At 68.7% G+C, this 17,556-nt stretch carries 11 protein-coding genes and 4 pseudogenes; 12 read left to right on the forward strand and 3 right to left on the reverse strand.

Annotated features, from left to right (window positions below):
- Window positions 1-59: 59 nt before the first annotated feature.
- Window positions 60-938 (reverse strand): helix-turn-helix domain-containing protein, encoded by an 879-nt coding sequence (locus ACQEXA_RS50780; RefSeq protein WP_433133362.1) that lies wholly within the window; start codon window positions 936-938, stop codon window positions 60-62.
- Between the two features lie 183 nt (window positions 939-1,121).
- Here ACQEXA_RS50780 and ACQEXA_RS50785 point away from each other — a divergent pair, with 183 nt between their 5' ends.
- On the forward strand, window positions 1,122-2,048 hold the full coding sequence (locus ACQEXA_RS50785; RefSeq protein WP_433133364.1) for an alpha/beta hydrolase: 927 nt from the start codon (window positions 1,122-1,124) through the stop codon (window positions 2,046-2,048).
- Between the two features lie 19 nt (window positions 2,049-2,067).
- Here the strand turns inward: ACQEXA_RS50785 and ACQEXA_RS50790 are convergent.
- Window positions 2,068-2,208 (reverse strand): annotated as a pseudogene (locus ACQEXA_RS50790) (IS5/IS1182 family transposase); the annotation flags it as partial.
- A 301-nt stretch (window positions 2,209-2,509) separates the two neighbouring features.
- Here ACQEXA_RS50790 and ACQEXA_RS50795 point away from each other — a divergent pair.
- Entirely contained in the window at window positions 2,510-4,702 is a 2,193-nt protein-coding gene (locus tag ACQEXA_RS50795) for a recombinase family protein (protein WP_433134787.1), read from the forward strand.
- 20 nt (window positions 4,703-4,722) lie between these two features.
- On the opposite strand, the pseudogene ACQEXA_RS50800 reads toward ACQEXA_RS50795, so the two are convergent.
- Window positions 4,723-5,591, reverse strand: a pseudogene (locus tag ACQEXA_RS50800) (transposase); the annotation flags it as partial.
- A 294-nt stretch (window positions 5,592-5,885) separates the two neighbouring features.
- On the opposite strand from ACQEXA_RS50800, the gene ACQEXA_RS50805 reads away from it, so the two are divergent.
- The 10 genes and pseudogenes from ACQEXA_RS50805 to asnB all read left to right on the forward strand — a co-directional run bounded on the left by ACQEXA_RS50805 (window position 5,886) and on the right by asnB (window position 17,555).
- Window positions 5,886-6,524, forward strand: a complete 639-nt coding sequence (locus tag ACQEXA_RS50805; RefSeq protein WP_433133366.1) for a DUF6518 family protein — start codon at window positions 5,886-5,888, stop codon at window positions 6,522-6,524.
- Between the two features lie 352 nt (window positions 6,525-6,876).
- A complete protein-coding gene (locus ACQEXA_RS50810; protein ID WP_433133368.1) occupies window positions 6,877-7,920 on the forward strand; it encodes a Gfo/Idh/MocA family protein in 1,044 nt (347 codons plus the stop codon).
- 148 nt (window positions 7,921-8,068) lie between these two features.
- The gene (locus ACQEXA_RS50815; RefSeq protein ID WP_433133370.1) at window positions 8,069-8,248 is read left to right on the forward strand and encodes a hypothetical protein; all 180 of its coding nucleotides are present in this window, start codon (window positions 8,069-8,071) and stop codon (window positions 8,246-8,248) included.
- A 35-nt stretch (window positions 8,249-8,283) separates the two neighbouring features.
- A pseudogene (locus tag ACQEXA_RS50820) lies at window positions 8,284-9,535 on the forward strand (IS3 family transposase).
- Between the two features lie 121 nt (window positions 9,536-9,656).
- Window positions 9,657-10,019, forward strand: coding sequence for a hypothetical protein (locus tag ACQEXA_RS50825; protein ID WP_433133372.1), 363 nt, complete (start codon window positions 9,657-9,659; stop codon window positions 10,017-10,019).
- Between the two features lie 87 nt (window positions 10,020-10,106).
- Window positions 10,107-11,423 (forward strand): nucleotide sugar dehydrogenase, encoded by a 1,317-nt coding sequence (locus ACQEXA_RS50830; RefSeq protein WP_433133374.1) that lies wholly within the window; start codon window positions 10,107-10,109, stop codon window positions 11,421-11,423.
- Window positions 11,413-12,677: pseudogene (locus ACQEXA_RS50835) on the forward strand (glycosyltransferase family 4 protein). Before ACQEXA_RS50830 ends, ACQEXA_RS50835 begins: the two are co-directional and overlap by 11 nt.
- Window positions 12,674-14,080 carry a Wzz/FepE/Etk N-terminal domain-containing protein gene (locus tag ACQEXA_RS50840; protein WP_433133376.1) on the forward strand — a complete coding sequence of 469 codons (1,407 nt, stop codon included), beginning with the start codon at window positions 12,674-12,676 and terminating at the stop codon, window positions 14,078-14,080. Before ACQEXA_RS50835 ends, ACQEXA_RS50840 begins: the two are co-directional and overlap by 4 nt.
- The gene (locus ACQEXA_RS50845; protein ID WP_433133377.1) at window positions 14,077-15,618 is read left to right on the forward strand and encodes a Wzz/FepE/Etk N-terminal domain-containing protein; all 1,542 of its coding nucleotides are present in this window, start codon (window positions 14,077-14,079) and stop codon (window positions 15,616-15,618) included. Before ACQEXA_RS50840 ends, ACQEXA_RS50845 begins: the two co-directional genes overlap by 4 nt.
- Before the next feature lie 2 nt (window positions 15,619-15,620).
- Window positions 15,621-17,555 carry an asparagine synthase (glutamine-hydrolyzing) gene (gene asnB, locus ACQEXA_RS50850; protein ID WP_433133379.1) on the forward strand — a complete coding sequence of 645 codons (1,935 nt, stop codon included), beginning with the start codon at window positions 15,621-15,623 and terminating at the stop codon, window positions 17,553-17,555.
- The last annotated feature ends 1 nt before the right edge of the window (window position 17,556 follow it).

A 17,556-nucleotide genomic window follows, 5' to 3' on the forward strand; every position in this document is an offset into this window, starting at 1 on the left:
TAAGCAAATTGATGAGCCTGAAGCGGAGAGCACTGACAGCTCCTCAGGCGTCCAGGTGGTCACTGGTTCCGGCCTTCCACCAGGCCACCGCTCGACTGCTCGGCCGTCCAGGAGGTCAGGATGCGCAGAGCATCGTGCGATGGGCTGCCAGGCTCGGCGGTGAGGACCATGAGCCGTTGCCCCGAGCCGTCCGGGCTGCTCCATGTGTCACAGTCAAGCGTGACATCACCGACCAGCCGATGCTGGTAGTGCTTGGTGCCGTAGCTGGCGGTGTTGACGCGATGCTCGGCCCACCACGTGCGGAAGTCGGCGTCGCGGACGGACAGTTCGGCGACGAGTCGGACAAGCTCAGGGTCGTCGGGGTCCGCAGCGGCCTCCATGCGCAGAGCGGCGACGGCATCGCGTGCGTCATGTTTCCACTGCCGATGCATGCTTCGTATGACCGGGTCCGTGAACAGCAGGCTCACATAGTTGCGTCGCTGGGCCGGAATGCGCGAGAAGTCGATGTACAGAGCCGTGGCGGCAAAGTTCCAGGCCAGGATGTCCATTCGTTTGCCCAGAACGATGGCAGGGGTTGCCGTGAGCTGGTCGAGCAGGCGTCGCATGGCGGGCCGCACGCGCTGCGCGGTCCGCCGCCGACGCGGCTGGACGTCGGCCTTGCCGGCGAGCTCGTACAGGTACTTCTGTTGGTCGTCATCCAGACGCAGAGCACGGGCAAGGGTGGCGAGCACCGATGCGGAGGCTCGGACACGGCCCTGCTCCAACCGCGTGTAGTAGTCGACGCTGATCGCTGCGAGCTGGGCGACCTCCTCGCGGCGCAGTCCCGTGACCTTGCGGGGAGAGTCCGTCGCGGGCAGCCCGAACTCGTCTGGCGTCAGCTGCGCTCGGCGAGCCTTCAGGAAGGCTCCTAGTTCGCGGGGATCGGGGGCCGAATTCATGCTCCTCATTGTCACCCGAGCAGCACAGGGGTGAGGGGGGCAGGTTTTTTCCCAGGCAGGAACTCGCCGCTTTTGCGCGCCTGGGACTGCGGCGACCGTGGAGACGTACCCGGCACAGTGCCGGGCCCGGAGAGCCCACCGCTGCGGTGTGGCCCTGCCGGGACAACACAGACGGAGAACCCCGTGGCGAAGACCAATGTCACCTTCGACAGCGCCGGCATCCCGCTCGCCGGTCACCTCTACCTCCCCGACACCCCGGAACAGGGCCGACGACCGGCGATCGTCGTCGGCCACCCCGGCAGCAGTGTGAAGGAGCAGGCCGCCGGGCTGTACGCGCAGCGCCTGGCTGAAAGGGGCTTCGTCGCGCTCGCCTTCGACGCGGCCTACCAGGGCGAGAGCGGCGGCGAGCCTCGCGGTCTGGAGGATCCCGCCCACCGCGTGGAGGACCTCAAGGCCGCCGTCTCCTTCCTCACCACCCGCAGTGAAGTTGATACGGAACGCATCGGCGCGCTGGGCATCTGCGCCTCCGGTGGCTATGTGCTCCCCGCCACCGCTAGCGATCACCGCATCAAGGCCGTCGGGACGGTCAGCGCCGCCGACATCGCCCGCCAGTTCCGCCTGGGTGCCGATGGGACACAGGACCCTGCCGTCTTCCAGGGCATGCTGGATGCTGCGGCCCAGGCCCGCACCACCGAGGCCCTGGGCCAGAAGCCGCCGACCCTCACTCTCTTCCCCGACACCGCCGAACAGGCCCGCGTGCTGGGCGGAGAGCGCGGCGCTGAGGGCTTCGAGTACTACCGCACTCCGCGTGCCCAGCACCCCCGCTCGGCGAGCTTCTTCACCTGGAGCAGCATCGACAAGATGGCGACATTCGATGTGTTCGCTTCGGTCCCGCTGATCGGGCAACGGCCGCTGCTCATGATCGTCGGCACCGGCGCCGTCACATCTTGGATGAGTGTCGAAGCGTTCCAGCGCGCCGTAGGGCCCAAGGAGATCCACTGGATCGACGGCGCCAGTCATGTCGACCTCTACGACAAGAAGGAGTACGTGGACCCCGCTGTGGACGTACTTGCCGACTTCTTCGCCAAGCGCCTGGGACAAGCGGTCTAGGGCGCGTATTTGGTTGTGATCAATGGGCGGTCCGGGTGAGGTCCCTGATCCAGATCATTGAGGCGCGCAGGTGGAGGCCGGCGAGGTAGCTGTCTGGGGTCTTGTCGTATCGGGTGGCGATGCCTCGCCAGGCCTTGAGTTTGTTGATGCAGCGTTCGAGCAGCAAGCCGCACTGCACACGTAGGTGTGTCTGGCTCGGGGAATGCCCCGGTCGTAGGGATTGAGGGCCTGCTCGCTGCCGCTGCTGCCGTTCGGCGGTTGCGTGAGCGGCAGGCTGGTGCAGAAGAGGGTGGTGAGTCGCGGTGGACGAGCGTGTCGTCGCTGAGCTCCCCAGATCCCGTGGTGGGGAGCCGTTCCGGAGCTGAATCGGCAGCTGGTGGCGCGGCTGCTGGGGGTGCTGGCCGTGCGGATGGTGATCGCTGCGGATGTGGCCGGACGGGACGAGGGTGAGTGCGGTGAACATGACGGTTGCCGCCCCGTGGGCACGGGTTGAGGGCAAGGTCCGGCCGTGGCATCGCGACCGCCTCGCGGTGATCTATGTCCGCCAGTCGACCCCGCAGCAGGTTCTCGGTCATGCAGAGTCCACCCGGCTGCAGTACGGGCTCACGCAGCGGGCCGTCGACCTGGGCTGGGCCCCGTCCCGGGTGCTGGTGATCGATGAGGACCTGGGGCATTCGGCGTCCGGCCTTCAGGACCGTCCCGGCTTCCGGCGGCTGGTGGCCGAGGTCGGCCTCGATCATGTGGGCCTGGTGCTGGGCAGCGAGATGTCCCGGCTGGCCCGCTGCGGGCGCGAATGGCACCAACTGCTGGAGCTGTGTGCGCTGGCCGGGGCCCTGCTGGCGGACCCGGACGGGATCTACGATCCGGCCGAGTACAACGACCGGATGCTGCTGGGGCTGAAGGGAACGATCAGCGAGGCCGAACTACACCTGATCAAGCAGCGAATGTGGAACGGGCGCCTGAACAAGGCCCGCCGCGGTGAGCTGGCCGTGCCGCTGCCGGTGGGCTATGGGCGGCTCCCGGACGGCGAGGTCGTCTTCGATCCGGACGAGCAGGTGCAGGCCGTGGTCCGCCTGGTCTTTGATCTGTTCGATGAACTGGCCACCATCAACGCGGTGTTGCGGTTCCTGGTCGACCACGGCATCCAGATGGGGATCCGGGTGCGGGAAGGCCCTGAGCGGGGCGAGCTGGCCTGGCGCCGCCCGAGCAGGATCGCGGTGCAGAACATGCTCCGCCACCCGGCTTATGCCGGCGTCTATGTCTATGGCCGCAGCCGGACCGATCCGCGCCGGCGCCAGGCAGGGCGTCCCTTCACCGGCCGGGTGCGGCGGCCGCGGGAGGACTGGCTGGTCTACCTGCCCGGTGTCTGGCCCGCCTATATCAGCACCGAGCGGCATGAACGCAACCTCGAGCGCATCGAGGCGAACCGGGCTCATGCTCAGAGTATGGGCGTGGTGCGAGGCGGGTCGGCCCTGCTGCCGGGACTGATCTTCTGTGATCGGTGCGGCAAACGCATGGTCGTGCGCTATCAGCGCGGCGCGGGCGGAGAGCTGCGAGGAGTCTACGAGTGCAGCCGTGCCAAAACCGACTACGGCGGCGCGTTGTGCCAGCAGCTGTCCGGAGCATGCGTCGACCGGTATGTGACCAGCCTGCTGCTGGCGGCGATGGCCCCCGCCGCGCTGGAAGTCTCGCTTCAGGCCGCCGAGCAGGCTCAGCAGCGCCGGGCCCAGATGGACGGGATCTGGCGTCAGCGCCTGGAACGCGCCGACTACGCAGTCGACCGGGCCCGGCGTCAGTACCAACTGGCCGAGCCCGAGAACCGCCTGGTGGTGCGGGAACTGGAGAAGAACTGGGAGCACGCGCTGGCCGAACGACAGCAGCTGAGCGAGGAGTACGACCGCTTCACCGCGGCCCGGCCTCGCACCCTCACCGCCGCCGAACGCGAGCAGATCCGGGCCCTTGCCAGTGATCTGCCCGCGATCTGGCGGGCGCCGACCACCATGGACACCGACCGCAAGCAGCTGGTGCGGCATTTGATCGAGAAGGTCGACCTGGCGGTGATCGGCGACAGTGAACGTGTCACCGTCCGCATCACCTGGGCCGGCGGGCATCGCACCACGGGCGAACTCGTCCGCCCGGTCGCTCGTCTTGATCAGCTCAGCTACTTCCCTCGCCTGGCCGCCCGGGCCCGCGAACTCGCCGACGACGGACACCCGGCGCCGCAGATCGCGAAGATGCTCAACGCGGAAGGCTTCCGGCCGCCCAAACGCCGCGAACGTTTCGGCACCGAGGGCGTGCGCAAACTGCTGCAGGACCTGGGCTGTGTCAGCCACCAGGAACAATCCAGTCGGCGGTCCGCACCAGCACTCGGCGAGCACGAATGGTGGCTCACCGACCTCGCCCGCGCCATCGGCATGCCCCGCGTCACCCTCTTCGGATGGATCACACGCGGCTGGGTCACCGCCCGCCAACTCAGCAACCCGCGCCGATCCTGGGTGATCCACGCCGACCCCGCAGAAGTCGAACGACTTTGCCGACTCCACCGGCAGTCCCGCGGCCACCAGCCTCGACAAGCCTGGCTCGACCACCAACAGACGACGATAATCCCGAACAGGAAAGGAACCCGAGGCGATGACGTCGAACCGCGACTTTGACAGCACTGCGGCTTGCTCATCTCGACGGCGTTCCGTTCCTTGTAGAGGTCGGCGTCGTGGCTGACGGGCCGTCCGCCTCTGGAGCCCTTCTTCCTCCGGTTGGCGGCCTGGTCCTTCTTCTCCGGGATGACTGCCTTGATGCGGCGTTTCCGCAGGTGGGCGCGGTTGCCGCGGGACGAGTAGGCCTTGTCCCCGGCTACCGCGTCGGGGCGGGTGCGGGGGCGACCGACGGGGCCGCGGACCCGTATTTTCTTGAGCACGGGGATGAATTGCGGGCTGTCGGCGGCCTGGCCTGCAGTCAGGACGAACGCCAGCGGGCGGCACTTGCGGTCGGCGGCGAGATGGACCTTGCTGGTCTGCCCGCCCCTGGAGCGTCCGAGGAGAGCGGCCTTCAGCCGGAGTTTTCGTCGGCGCCGAATGCGTCGTCGTTCTTCCCGCTCGCGGCCGTTTCCGGCGTCCTGCCCGTCTTGTCCTTCCGGACTGCCCCCTTTGACCTGGCCTTTTCCTCCTCGGCGGCGGCGTTCTCCAGTGCGGTGAGCACGTCCTCGCTCAGGTGCATCCCGGCGGCGTCGTGGTGAGCGCGTGCGGTGGTGGAGTCGACGCTGACCAGGGACAGGTCCACCTCGCCCCGCTTCGCGGCCTCCGCGATCAGCCCCTCCAGCAGGGCCTCGAACACGCCGGCGTCACGCCACTGACGGAAGCGGTTGGAGACGGTCGACCAGGCGCCGAACTCCTGCGGCATCTCCCGCCACTGCCCGCCGGTCTTGAACCGCCAGATCACGCCCTCGAACTGCTGCCGCAGGCGCTCGGGGTAAGGGCCGTACTCGCCGATCGGCAGGTACGGCCCGATGAACTCCCACTCTTCGTCTGTCAGTTGCACTCGCGTCACGCAAGACGATCTACCGGATCAGACCTCGGCACGAGGGCAAATCCACAAGATTGATCGCGACTCGATACGCGCCCTAGAGGGCCGATGAAGATCCTGGAGAGGGAGCCCGGCTGTCAGGTGTGGGGGCGGGCGAGGTTGATCAGTCCGGATACTGGCGCGCTCCACCGGGACGCCATGCGCCACGCCCGTTCCACGGTGTGAGGGTCAAGGTGGGGCACGTGATCGGGTCCCCCCAAAGACCTGTACCAGGCGGCTATACACCACACGTATACGTTGCGTGTATAGTGCCGTGGCGTGACCACCATAACCGCGTCCCGTCGCGACGCCCCCGTCACCGTCCTGATCGCAACTGCGGCATTCGGGCTGCTGCTCGGCGGGACAACGTACGGCCTGCACGGTACGACACCCCTGTTGGAACGGGCGACCAACTCGGTGTCCACCTGGATCATCTGGACCGCGGTGGCCGGCGCGCTGATCCGGGCCCGGCCACTCGCCGTCTGGGGCGGGGCGGTGATGATGGTCGGAACTTGCGTCGGCTACTACGCGGTGTCCGCGCTCGGGGACACATTCGGCGCCGGAGGGCTCGGAACCGCCGCCGTGTGGTCGGTGGCGGGGCTGGCTGGAGGGCCGCTGCTGGGATGGGCCGGGTGGACCGTACGGCGTGGGCGGGGGGCTGCGCGGGCGGTCGCCGGGGCGGCCATCGCGATGGTGGTGCTGGGGGAGGGGCTCTGGTTGGGCCTGGCGCTCCACTACTGGGGAGAGGCGACTGCCTTCCTGGCTGTCGGAGCGCTGCTCACCACTCTCCTTACCGTCTACCTGGCGCGCGCCGGAGCGCAGCGCTACTGGCTGTGCGCCCTGCTCGCTCCCGTGGCTGGTCTCGCCTTCTATCTTGCTGAGCGGGGCATCCTCGACGGCTTGCTCGGTTCGGTGTAGTTCCGTCCAACTCCAAAGTGCGGGACGTGCCGCCACTTTCACGGCTCCGTGGAGCCGAGCGCTGATCGGCCCATCGCCGCGGGCCGTCCCAGCCGCGAGGGACCAGGCTGGCGAACCACGCAACGGGTGGTGACGCTGTGCCGAACGGCAGGCCGCCCCGAAGTCGCCGCACTCATGGCGCACGCTCCTGTTGCGACGGATGGTCGGCGCGATGGTGCTGCCGGGGAGCCCCGGACTGTCGGGGAAATCCGAACTGTCCCGAGGGACGGCGGAGGAGATGTGGTCCCGAATGCAGTGGATCACCAACACTCAGGCTTCTGCACCATGTGGCACGGCTGGCACACTGCTCCCCGTGCCCAAGGACCTTCGGATCGGGCTGCTCGGGGCAGCCGCCATCGCGCCGAGCGCGCTGATCAAACCGGCGCGGCAGACGCCGCGCGTCACCGTGACCGCCGTCGCGGCACGCGACCGGACGCGCGCGGAGGCGTTCGCCCGCAAGCACGGCGTCCCCTTCGTCCACGCCGACTACGACGCCCTGCTCGCCGACCCGCAGGTGGACGCTGTTTACGTGCCTCTGCCCAACGGTCTGCACGCCGAATGGACACTGAAAGCTCTTCAGGCCGGCAAGCACGTGCTGTGTGAGAAGCCGTTCACCGCCAACCGCGTCGAAGCCGAGCGCGTCGCGGACGCCGCCGACGCCGCCTTCGCGCGCAGCGGCTTGGTGGTGATGGAGGCATTCCACTACCGCCACCACGCACTTGCCGAACGGATGCGCGAGGTTGTGACCGGCGGCGAGCTGGGAGAGCTGCACCGCGTCGAAGCCGATGTCTGCTTCCCCCTGCCACGGTTCAGCGACATTCGGTACAACTACGCGCTTGCGGGCGGAGTGACGATGGACGCAGGCTGCTACGCCGTGCATGTCGCCCGGCTGCTCGGGAACGGCAACCCGGCGGTGACGTCGGCGCGGATGCTGACACTGCGCAAGGACACGCGCATCGACCGCGCCATGAGTGCCGAGCTCGCCTTCCCCTGCGGGGTGACCGGGCGCATCCGCGCGTCAATGTGGTCGCGCCGTGTGTTGTCGATCCGGGCCCGCGCGGTCGGGACGGACGGCGAGATGAACGTGACCAACTTCCTGATGCCCCAGCTCTACCACCAGTTGACGATCCGTACGTCGTGCGGTGCGGAAGGGCACGTTGTACGGCGGGAACGCGTGCCTCGGAATCCGTCGAGTTATGCCTGCCAACTGGAGGCGTTCGCCTCCGCGGTCCTCGATGGCGGGCCGGTCATTACGTCTGCCAGGGACGCTGTGGCGAACATGAGCGTGCTCGACAGCATCTACCGCGCCTGCGGGCTACCGCTGCGCGGCGAGATGAAAGACCAAGCCGCGGCTTAGCCTCGATCCACCGACTGATGCCTGTGGATGACGCTTGGGAAAATGAAGAAGTGCCTTGTGACCTGCGATGATGGGAGTTCTTCACGCTTCCAGGACGCACAATCAGCAAGGCACTTCCGAGATGCAAGTTTCCCATACGCCAGCGGCGGTGTCCGCTGCGTTCGATGACCCGAATCTGATCGCGTATGCCGGGCTGGTCCCGGTGATGCGGCTGGCCGAGCGGTGTGGTCTGCCGCGACTGGTGACGGAGAAGGTCAAGTTGACCGGGGTGACGAACGGCGCGGGTGCGGCGGCGGATGAGGCGACCCCGGTGGTGTGGACACTCTGACAATGGATCTTGCAGATCCGAGGGAAGGTGTCCTGGTGGGACGTAGGTCTCCGTATCCGGTGGAGTTCAGGAATGATGCCGTCGCGCTGTACCGCGCGGCGGGCGGGAAGCGCACGTATGCGGCGGTCGCGGCGGATGTCGGGGTGACCGGCGAGACCTTGCGGAGCTGGGTGCGTCAGGCCGACGAACACGCGGGCCGGGATCACGGCCGCGGAGAGCAGAGCGCGGAGAGCCGGGACGGGGAACTGGCCCGGCTGCGCGCGGAGAACGGCCGGCTGCGCAAGGCAGAGAAGGAATGGGAACTCGAGCGGGAGATCCTGCGTCGGGCAGCCGCCTATTTCGCGAAGGAGATGAAGTGAAGACCCCTCCCCAAGCTCTGCGAGCAGGGGATACCCCATGCTGGGACTTCGTCTCCGCCCATGCAGAAGTCTTCGGCGTTCAGCGGATATGCCGGGTCCTGCAGGTCTCGCGCTCGGGCTACTACCGGTGGCTCGCCGGCGCGAAGGCGCGTCGAGAGCGGCAGGCCGCCGACGATGCCCTGCTCGTGGAGATCCGCGAGATCCATACCGAGCACAAGGGCACCTACGGAGTCCGGCGCATCCATGCCGAGCTGCGCGGCTTCGGGCACACCATCAACCGCAAGCGCGTCGAGCGCCTGATGCGCAGGCACGGTATCGAGGGCCGGCACCTACGGCGCCGCAAGCGCACCACGGTCCCCGACCGGCTTGCACCACTGGCCCCGAACCTCGTCCAACGCAACTTCTCCGCCAGACAGTTGGATGAGAAGTGGTGCGGCGACATCACGTACGTGCAGGTCGGCGGGAGGTGGCTGTATCTCGCCTGCGTCATCGACATCTGTTCACGCCGGGTGCTCGGCTGGTCGATGGCCACTCACATGCGCACGGAACTGGTCATCGACGCCCTGACGATGGCGGTGGCGACCCGCGGCGGCCACGTGGACGGGGTGATCTTCCATGCGGACAGGGGCCCGGGCAGTACACCTCGGCCGCGTTCGCGCAGGTCTGCGACGGTTTCGGGATTCGCAGGAGTATGGGCAGGGTCGGCTCGAGCTACGTCAACGCCCTCGCCGAGTCGTTCTGGCAGGGGCTCAAGAGGGAGACGATGCACAAGAAGCTGTTCTCGACGATGCGTCAGGCGAGGCTGGAGATCTTCCAGTGGCTCACCTACTACAACGCCAGCAGGCGCCACAGCGCCCTCAACTACCTATCGCCAGTCGAATTCGAACAACAACGGCAGAGAGCACGTAAACTCACACTCGCAGCATGAACCTCCGTGTCCACACTCCGGGGGACGCCTCACAAGCCGCTGAACAGCAGCAACGGGCATTGGCAGACCTATATACAGCTGCCGTAACTGAGTTCCTGCCAAGGGACAGGCAGACTGGGATGTGACGCTGAATAACGCTCTTAATCAATTGGAGAGCGAAGTAAGCGGGAAGGCCACGGGACCCGTTTCATCAACCGACAAAGTCATAGTAAGATTTAGTGGAAATTCCGGATCGTTAATTCAGGATTCCAATGTAACCGTAGACAACTCTGGCAATGTGACAACTCCCGGTGGGGTAACCGCTACTGGTACTGTTGTGGCTGGTGGATTGACCTCTGCAAATAAAGCCACTGTTGCCGGCGACATTGCAGTAATGGGAACTGTCAAGGGGTATAGGCTCCGCGCTGATGGAAGCAACCTGAATTTCGAGGGCACAGGAACTGGCCTGATTGTTTTTAACTGGTCAGGTACTAATTTTAATTGAAGCCGGAGATCCTATGCGCGGGGGTCGTCGTCTGGTCGGCGTGCGGACCGTAGACCGCAGGGGCCTGCTTGGAAGGAGGAACGGGTCATGAAGGTCAGCGTTTTCGGGCTCGGTTACGTGGGCTGCGTGTCGGCCGCGTGCCTGGCCGGCATGGGGCACGAGGTCATCGGGGTGGACGTGAACCAGGTGAAGGTCGACCTGGTCAACGACGGCAAGGCCCCGGTGGTCGAGGAGGGGATCGGCGAGCTCATCGCCGAGGTCGTGCGGACCGGAGCGCTGCGCGCCACCGGCGACGTCCGCGAGGCGATCATGGGCAGCGAGGTGTCGCTGGTCTGCGTGGGCACGCCGTCGGAGCCCAACGGCAGCCTGTGCACCACGTACTTGGAGCGGGTCACCGAGCAGATCGGCGCCGTGCTGGCCGAGCGGGGTGGGCGGCACACCGTCGTGTTCCGCAGCACCATGCTCCCGGGCACCTGCCTGAACCTGCTGGTACCGATTCTGGAGAAGTACGTCGGCGGCACGGCCGGGGTGGACATCGGAGTCGCGGTCAACCCGGAGTTCCTGCGCGAGGGCACGAGCGTGCGGGACTTCTTCGACCCGCCCAAGACCGTCATCGGCGAGCTCGACCCGGCGAGCGGCGATGTGGTGATGGAGCTGTACGACGGCTTGCCCGGCGAGGTGTTCCGGGTGCCGGTCCCGACGGCCGAGGCGATCAAGTATGCGGACAACGCGTTCCACGGCCTCAAGATCGGCTTCGCGAACGAGCTGGGCGCGGTGTGCCAGGCGCTCGGGGTGGACTCGCACCAGGTGATGGACGTGTTCCTGGCCGACCGCAAGCTGAACATCAGCCCGGCCTATCTGCGTCCCGGCTTCGCCTTCGGTGGCTCCTGCCTGCCCAAGGACCTGCGCAGCCTGGTCCACGCGGCGCAGCGGGCGGACGTCTCGGTGCCCATCCTCGCCCACGTGCTGCCCTCCAACTCCGACCATCTGCAGCGGGCGGTGGAGCTGGTCGAGCGCACCGGCAAGCGCCGGGTGGGCCTGTTCGGGCTGTCCTTCAAACCCGGCACCGACGACCTCCGCGAGAGCCCGCTCGTCGAGCTGGCGGAGAGGCTCTTCGGCAAGGGTTACGACTTGCGGATCCACGACGCCAACGTGAGCCTGTCCCGGCTGCTGGGCGCGAACCGCGAGTACATCGAGACCCGGCTGCCGCACCTTGCGCAGCTGCTCGCGGACTCCGTCGAGGAGGTGCTCGAGCACGCCGAGGTGTGCCTGGTCGGGACCAGGGATCCGGCCGTGCTGTCGGCGCTGCCCCATGGCGGCGGCCCGGTGATCGTCGACCTCATCCGCCTTCCCGACGCCGAGGCGCGCCGGGCCGAACCGGGATACATGGGCCTTGCTTGGTAAAGCGACCAGCGGCGCCGGTTCCGGCCGGCGCGCGCTGATCCTTGTGGAGAACCTGTCGGTGCCGTTCGACCGGCGGGTGTGGCAGGAGTGCACGACGCTGCGCGACGCGGGCTGGAAGGTGCACGTCATCTGTCCCCAGGGGAGTAAGCGGGACACGGAGGCGGAGGCGGAGATCGACGGGGTGCGGATCCACCGCTATCCGTTGCGCGCGGCCACCGGAGGGCCGGCCGGCTACCTGCGGGAGTACGGATCGGCGTTGTGGCATACGGTCCGGCTGGCCCGCAGGGTCGGCTCGGTCGACGTGGTCCACGCCTGCAATCCGCCCGACCTGCTGTTCGTGCCGGCAATGTGGCTGAAGCGGCGCGGAGCGCGGTTCGTCTTCGACCAGCACGATTTGGTACCCGAGCTGTACCTCTCCCGGTTCGGCCGCGGCGAGGATCTGCTCTACCGCGCGGTGTGCGCGCTGGAACGGCTGACCTACCGGGCCGCGGACGTCGTGCTCGCCACGAACGAGAGCTACCGGGACGTCGCGGTGCGCCGTGGCGGCCGGCGGCCGGAGGACGTTTTCGTGGTGCGCAGCGCGCCCGCGATCGAACGGTTCCAACCGGTGCCGCCCGAGCCGGAGTTGAAGCGCGGCAAGCCTCATCTGCTGTGCTACCTCGGCGTCATGGGCCCGCAGGACGGCGTCGACTACGCCTTGCGGGCTCTTGCGAAGCTGCGCGACGAGCTCGGGCGGACCGACTGGCATGCGGTGTTCGTCGGCGCCGGCGACACCTTCGAGGCGATGGTGGAACTGTCCCGGCAGCTCGGGCTCTTGGAGCAGGTGCAGTTCACCGGGCGCATCCCGGACGCCGATCTGGTGCGCTACTTGTCCACCGCGGACGTGTGCCTCTCCCCCGACCCGCACAATCCGCTCAACGACGTGTCGACCATGAACAAGGTCCTGGAGTACATGGTGATGGGCCGGCCGGTCGTCTCATTCGACCTGAAGGAGGCACGAGTCTCCGCCGGTGACGCCGCCGTCTACGCACCCGCCAACGACGAGGCCGAGTTCGCCAAGCTCATCACGGTGCTGCTGGACGATCCGGAGAAGCGGGCCTTGATGGGCAAGATCGGCCAGGAGCGGATCAGCGGGCCGCTCTCCTGGCGGAACTCCCAGCGGTCGCTGCTCGCCGCCTACGCCGCTGCCTGCCGTGACCATGCTCCGGTGTCGCAGGCGACCCGGACCGCGCAGGGCGGAGGCCGCACCGGTGAGCGATGACACGATTCGCCTGGTCACGATCGGGCGGATTATCCGTCGGCGCTGGCGGCTTCTCACCATCCTCGCCCTGGTGGGCGCGCTCGTCGGCTACGGCACCTCTTTGCTGTTTCCGCCGCGGTACACGACGTCGGCATCGGTACTGCTTCCGGGGGCGTGGGAGGAGCGCGCGCTGCTGACTCAGGTGGAGATCGCGACCAGTTCGGTGGTGGTCGACCGCGCTGCTGCCACACTCCACTGGACCGGGGTCAGCGGCCGCGAGCTGCGGGATCAGGTGAGCGCCAACGCCGCCGACGGGAACATCATCGAGATCTCGGGCACGGCCGACACCCCGGAGCGCGCACAGCAACTCTCCGACCAGGTGGCCCAGCAGTTCGTCGCATTCGCCGCGCGGATCGCAGGCGACAACACCGACCCCAAAGCGGCGGCGCGGATCGCAGGCGACAACACCGACCCCAAAGCGGCGACGCCGGTCGAGGCACTGCGGCAGATGGTGGTGCAGACCAGCCGCCGCATCACCGAGCTGGCCGATGCGGCCGATCCGGGGAAGACCGTGGAGAGCGGGCAGACCCGCACCGAGCTGGAGAACCTGCGCACCTCGCTGGAGGAGGGCATGAAGAAGCTGGACGAGGCCGACCTGGCGACCAACAAGGCAGGCATGGTCGTCATGGGGTCGGCCGCCCGGCCGGTCGGCGAGGCACCGCCGACGAGGATGCAGCTCATCGTCGGCGGGGCGCTGTTGTTCTTCCTGCTCGCGGTCATCGGCCATCTCACCGCCGCACGGATGAGTCGCCGACTGCGCACCGAACCGGAGATCGCCGCGGCGCTGGGCTCGCCACTGCTGGGTACCGTCGACGTACCTGGTGAAGGGCCAGCGCGCCGGCCGGAAGGCCGTGGCCCGCGGGCCCGGATCCGCCGGCTGCTGGGCGTCGACATCCGGTGGGACGTACCGACCCCGCAGGCGTCCGGCGACGAGGCCAGCAGGCAGATCCGCTACCGGCGGGTGTGCGCCCGCCTCCGGGACCAGCTGCCGGCCCCCCGGCGGCTGCTGGTTGTCGTCCCGGACGGCGACGAGATCGCCCGCCGGGCCGCCGGGCAGCTCGTCGCCTCGGCCGAGAGCGATCCGCTGCTGCGGGTGGTGGGGGTGTCGGTGTCCCAGCCGCTGGTGCCGGACCGCGACAATGAGTCCGGTGCCCTGGTCGTGGTCAGCGCGGGCAGCTGGACCGCCGGGGAGCTCGCCGGCATCGCCGAGGCGTGTGCGGACGCCGAGCACGAGGTCGTCGGCATCGTCCTCGCCGGCACGGTCCGGGCCCGTCCGACACGGTCTGCCAGCCAACTTCCGGATGCCGCCACGCCGGCGCTCGCGCTTAACAACAACGCAACGGGAGGTTCAGGGTGACGACGAGTACGACTTCGGAGTCGTCGGCCGCCGCTCCGCTGCTGGACCTGCAGGCGCTGGTGGTGGCGGTGCGGAGGCGGCGCCGCTTCTGGTGCTCCATGGCGCTGCTGGGGCTGTTCGTCGGCGCGGCAGTGGCGGTCCTGCTGCCGCCGCCGCCGACTGCGGTGACCAAGGTGCTGGTCGCGCATCAGGAGGACCAGCCGAACGACCCCGGAACGCTGATCCGCACCGACGTCGCGCTGCTGCAGACCACACGGATCGCCGGTGCGGCCCTGCAGTCCCTCAAGTCCTCAGAAAAACCAGAGGACTTCATGAAGGACTACGGGGGTACCGGCTTGACCAACAACCTGCTGCAGATCACTGTGACAGGTGACAGCGACGCGGAAGCGATGGCCCGCGCCAAGGCGCTGGCCGATGCCTTCGTCGCGGACCACGTGAGACGGACACAGGAAGCCGCGAACGCCGAGGCCAAGGCCCTGCTCGACCAGCGTGACCGCATGCAGGCCGAACTCGCCCAGGTCAACAAGGCGATCGGAGACCGATCGCCGGACAGCGACCCGAAAGCGTCGGCGAGCATCGAGTCGCTCTTCGCCCGCCGGGCCGAACTCACCTCGCGGATCACCGATTTCGGCCAGCGCGCCGCGGAGGCACGCACCGGCACGCCCAAGGTCATCGCCGGCACGCAGATCGTGGACGCACCGAGCGCGGTGCGGCACTCCCTGCCCAAGACCGCCGCCACCAACGCCGCGATCGGGCTCGTCCTCGGGCTCGTCCTCGGGCTCGCGGTGGCCGCGGTCGGCACGGTGGTGGCGGACCGCCCCGTGCTGCGCCGGGAGATCGCGGCGAACCTCGGCGCCTCGGTCATCGCCGAGCTGCCCCACAGGTCGGGCAGGCTGTGGCAGCGGCGACGGATCCGCGCGGCACGCGAACGGCTCACCACGTCCCTGGCCCGCACCGTGCGCGGCTCCGCGGAACCGGTGTCGCTCCTGGAACTGGGCTGTGCGCGCAACACGAGCGTGATCGCCCTGGCCCTCGCCAGGGCACTGGCGGCGGACGGGCCGGTGACCGTCGTCGATGGTCTGCCCGGCCTGCGGCTCGCAGGCCGCCGCCCGAAGCCAGGAGACCCGACCGTGGTCAGCGGCGAGCGTGCCGCGGCCATGTCGCAGCAGGAACTCCGGCTCGGCGTCGGCTCGGTGGCACCCGGCACGGCGTGGACCGACCTCCAGTACCTCGGCACCCGGACCGTGCTCGTCGTGCGTGCCGGGCACGGCAGCGCCGCATGGCTGCACACCGTGGCGCGGCAGCTCGCGGACCAGCGCATTCCGGTGATCGGCGTGGTGCTGATCGACCCCGATCCGCGTGACCGGACCGACGGCACGCTGTGGGACGGGCTGCACACCGCGCTGCGCGGCCAGAACGAGCGGCCGGCCCGGCAGAACGGGACGGGCGGGCACCGGCAGAACGGGCCGGGCCGGCAGGGGACGGAGCGGCCGGTGTGGGCGGCACGGGTCCCGGACAGCGACCAGGAGACGCGGTAGACATGTGTGGCATCGCAGGCGCTTACCGGTGGCCGGACGGGAAGGCCGTGGCCGACCGGCTCACCGATACCCTGGCCCACCGCGGTCCGGACGGGGCAGGCCGGTACAGCCACCCCGCTGGCGGCGGCGAAGTGCACCTTGGGCACCGCCGGCTGGCCATCATCGACCTGTCCGAGACCGGCGCCCAGCCGATGGTCTTGGACGGCCTCGTGCTGACGTACAACGGCGAGCTGTACAACGCGCCCGAGCTGCGGGCCGAGTTGGAGGCCGCCGGGGTGCGCTTTCGCGGTACCTCCGACACGGAGGTGCTGCTGGAGGCCTGGCGGCGCTGGGGGACGGACTGTCTGCCCCGGTTGCGCGGCATGTTCGCGTTCGGGATCTTCGATGAGCGAACCGGTGAGCTGGTGCTGGTCCGTGACCAGTTGGGCATCAAGCCGCTGTTCCTGCTCCGGCGCGGCGGGGGTCTGGTGTTCGCCTCGGAGCTCAAGGCGCTCGCCGCCGTGACCGGTGGGTCGCTGGAGGTGGACCATGCGGCGCTGGTGGCTTCGCTGCTGTACTACTGGGTGCCGGACTCGCGGTGCGCGTTGCGTGAAGCGGAGAAGCTGCCGCCGGGCAGCTGGCTGAGGTGCCGGCCGGACGGCCGGGTGGAGCGCGGCCGGTTCTGGAACCTGAAGGACGTCGCTGCCGAGGGCCGGGAGCGGGCCCGGGCCGGCGAGCGGCCGGACCTGGCCGCCGTCGTCGAGGAGTCGACCCGGCGTCACCTGCTCTCGGACGTACCCGTGGCGACCTTCCTCTCCGGCGGGCTGGACTCCAGCTACCTGACCGCGCTGGCGGCCCGCCACCGGCCGGGGATCTCCGCGTACACGATCGGGTTCCGGGCCGAGGACGCCAGGTTCGAGGCGATGCCGGACGACCTGCGCTATGCCCGGCAGGTGGCCGAGCGGTTCGGTGTCGACCTGCATGAGATCGAGATCGCTCCGAATGTGCTCGACCTGCTGCCGCGGATGACGTACCACTTGGACGAGCCGATCGGCGATCCCGCGGCGATCAACACGTTTTTGATCTGCTCGGCCGCCCGGGAGGCCGGGGTGAAGGTGATGCTCTCGGGGATGGGTGCGGACGAGCTGTTCGCCGGTTACCGCAAGCACCTGGCCAATCTGATCGCGCTGCGCTACCAGCGCGTCCCGCGGCCCCTGCGGCGCGGGGTGTCGGGGGCCGTGGACCGGCTGCCGGTCGCCACGTCCCGCCGGGGACTGCGGTCGGTGCGCTTCGCGAAGCGGTTCCTCTCCTTCGCCGATCTGCCGGAGGAGACCGCGTTCCGGCGCAGCTACACCATGTACGACCAGGACGAGTTGCTCGCCCTGATCGATCCGGACCTGGCCCCGGCGGTCGAGGACGTGCTGACCGAGCATGCGGACGTCTACCAGGACAACGACCTCGACGACTTCGTCAACCGCATGTGCCTCACCGACGCCCGGATGTTCCTGCCGGGCCTGAACCTCGCCTACACGGACCGCTCGAGCATGGCCGCGTCGACCGAGGTGCGGGTGCCGTATGTGGACGTGGAGGTGGTCAGGGCGGCGTTCGCCGTGCCCGGTGACCGCAAGATCGTCGGACGGCAGGGCAAGGCCGTCCTCAAGGAGGCGGCCGCCTCGGTTCTGCCCCGGGAGATCGTGTACCGGCCCAAGGGCCTGTTCAGCGCCCCGCTGCGGGCCTGGATGAGCCGGGATCTGGCACCGCTGGTGCGCGAGGTGGTCAACGACGGCGTGCTCGTCGGTTCAGGGTTCCTGCGCCGCGACGCCCTGGCGCGGATGGTCGCCCAGGACGCCGCCGGGCAGCGGGACTTCTCCAAGCATCTGTGGCATGTGCTGACCCTCGAGTACTGGTACCGCGACGCGACCTCCAGGTCCGGCCAGAACGCTCGCTCGGCGGCGTAGA

The sequence above is a fragment of the Streptomyces sp. CA-106110 genome, from assembly GCF_050936285.1.
Taxonomy (GTDB): Bacteria; Actinomycetota; Actinomycetes; order Streptomycetales; family Streptomycetaceae; genus Streptomyces.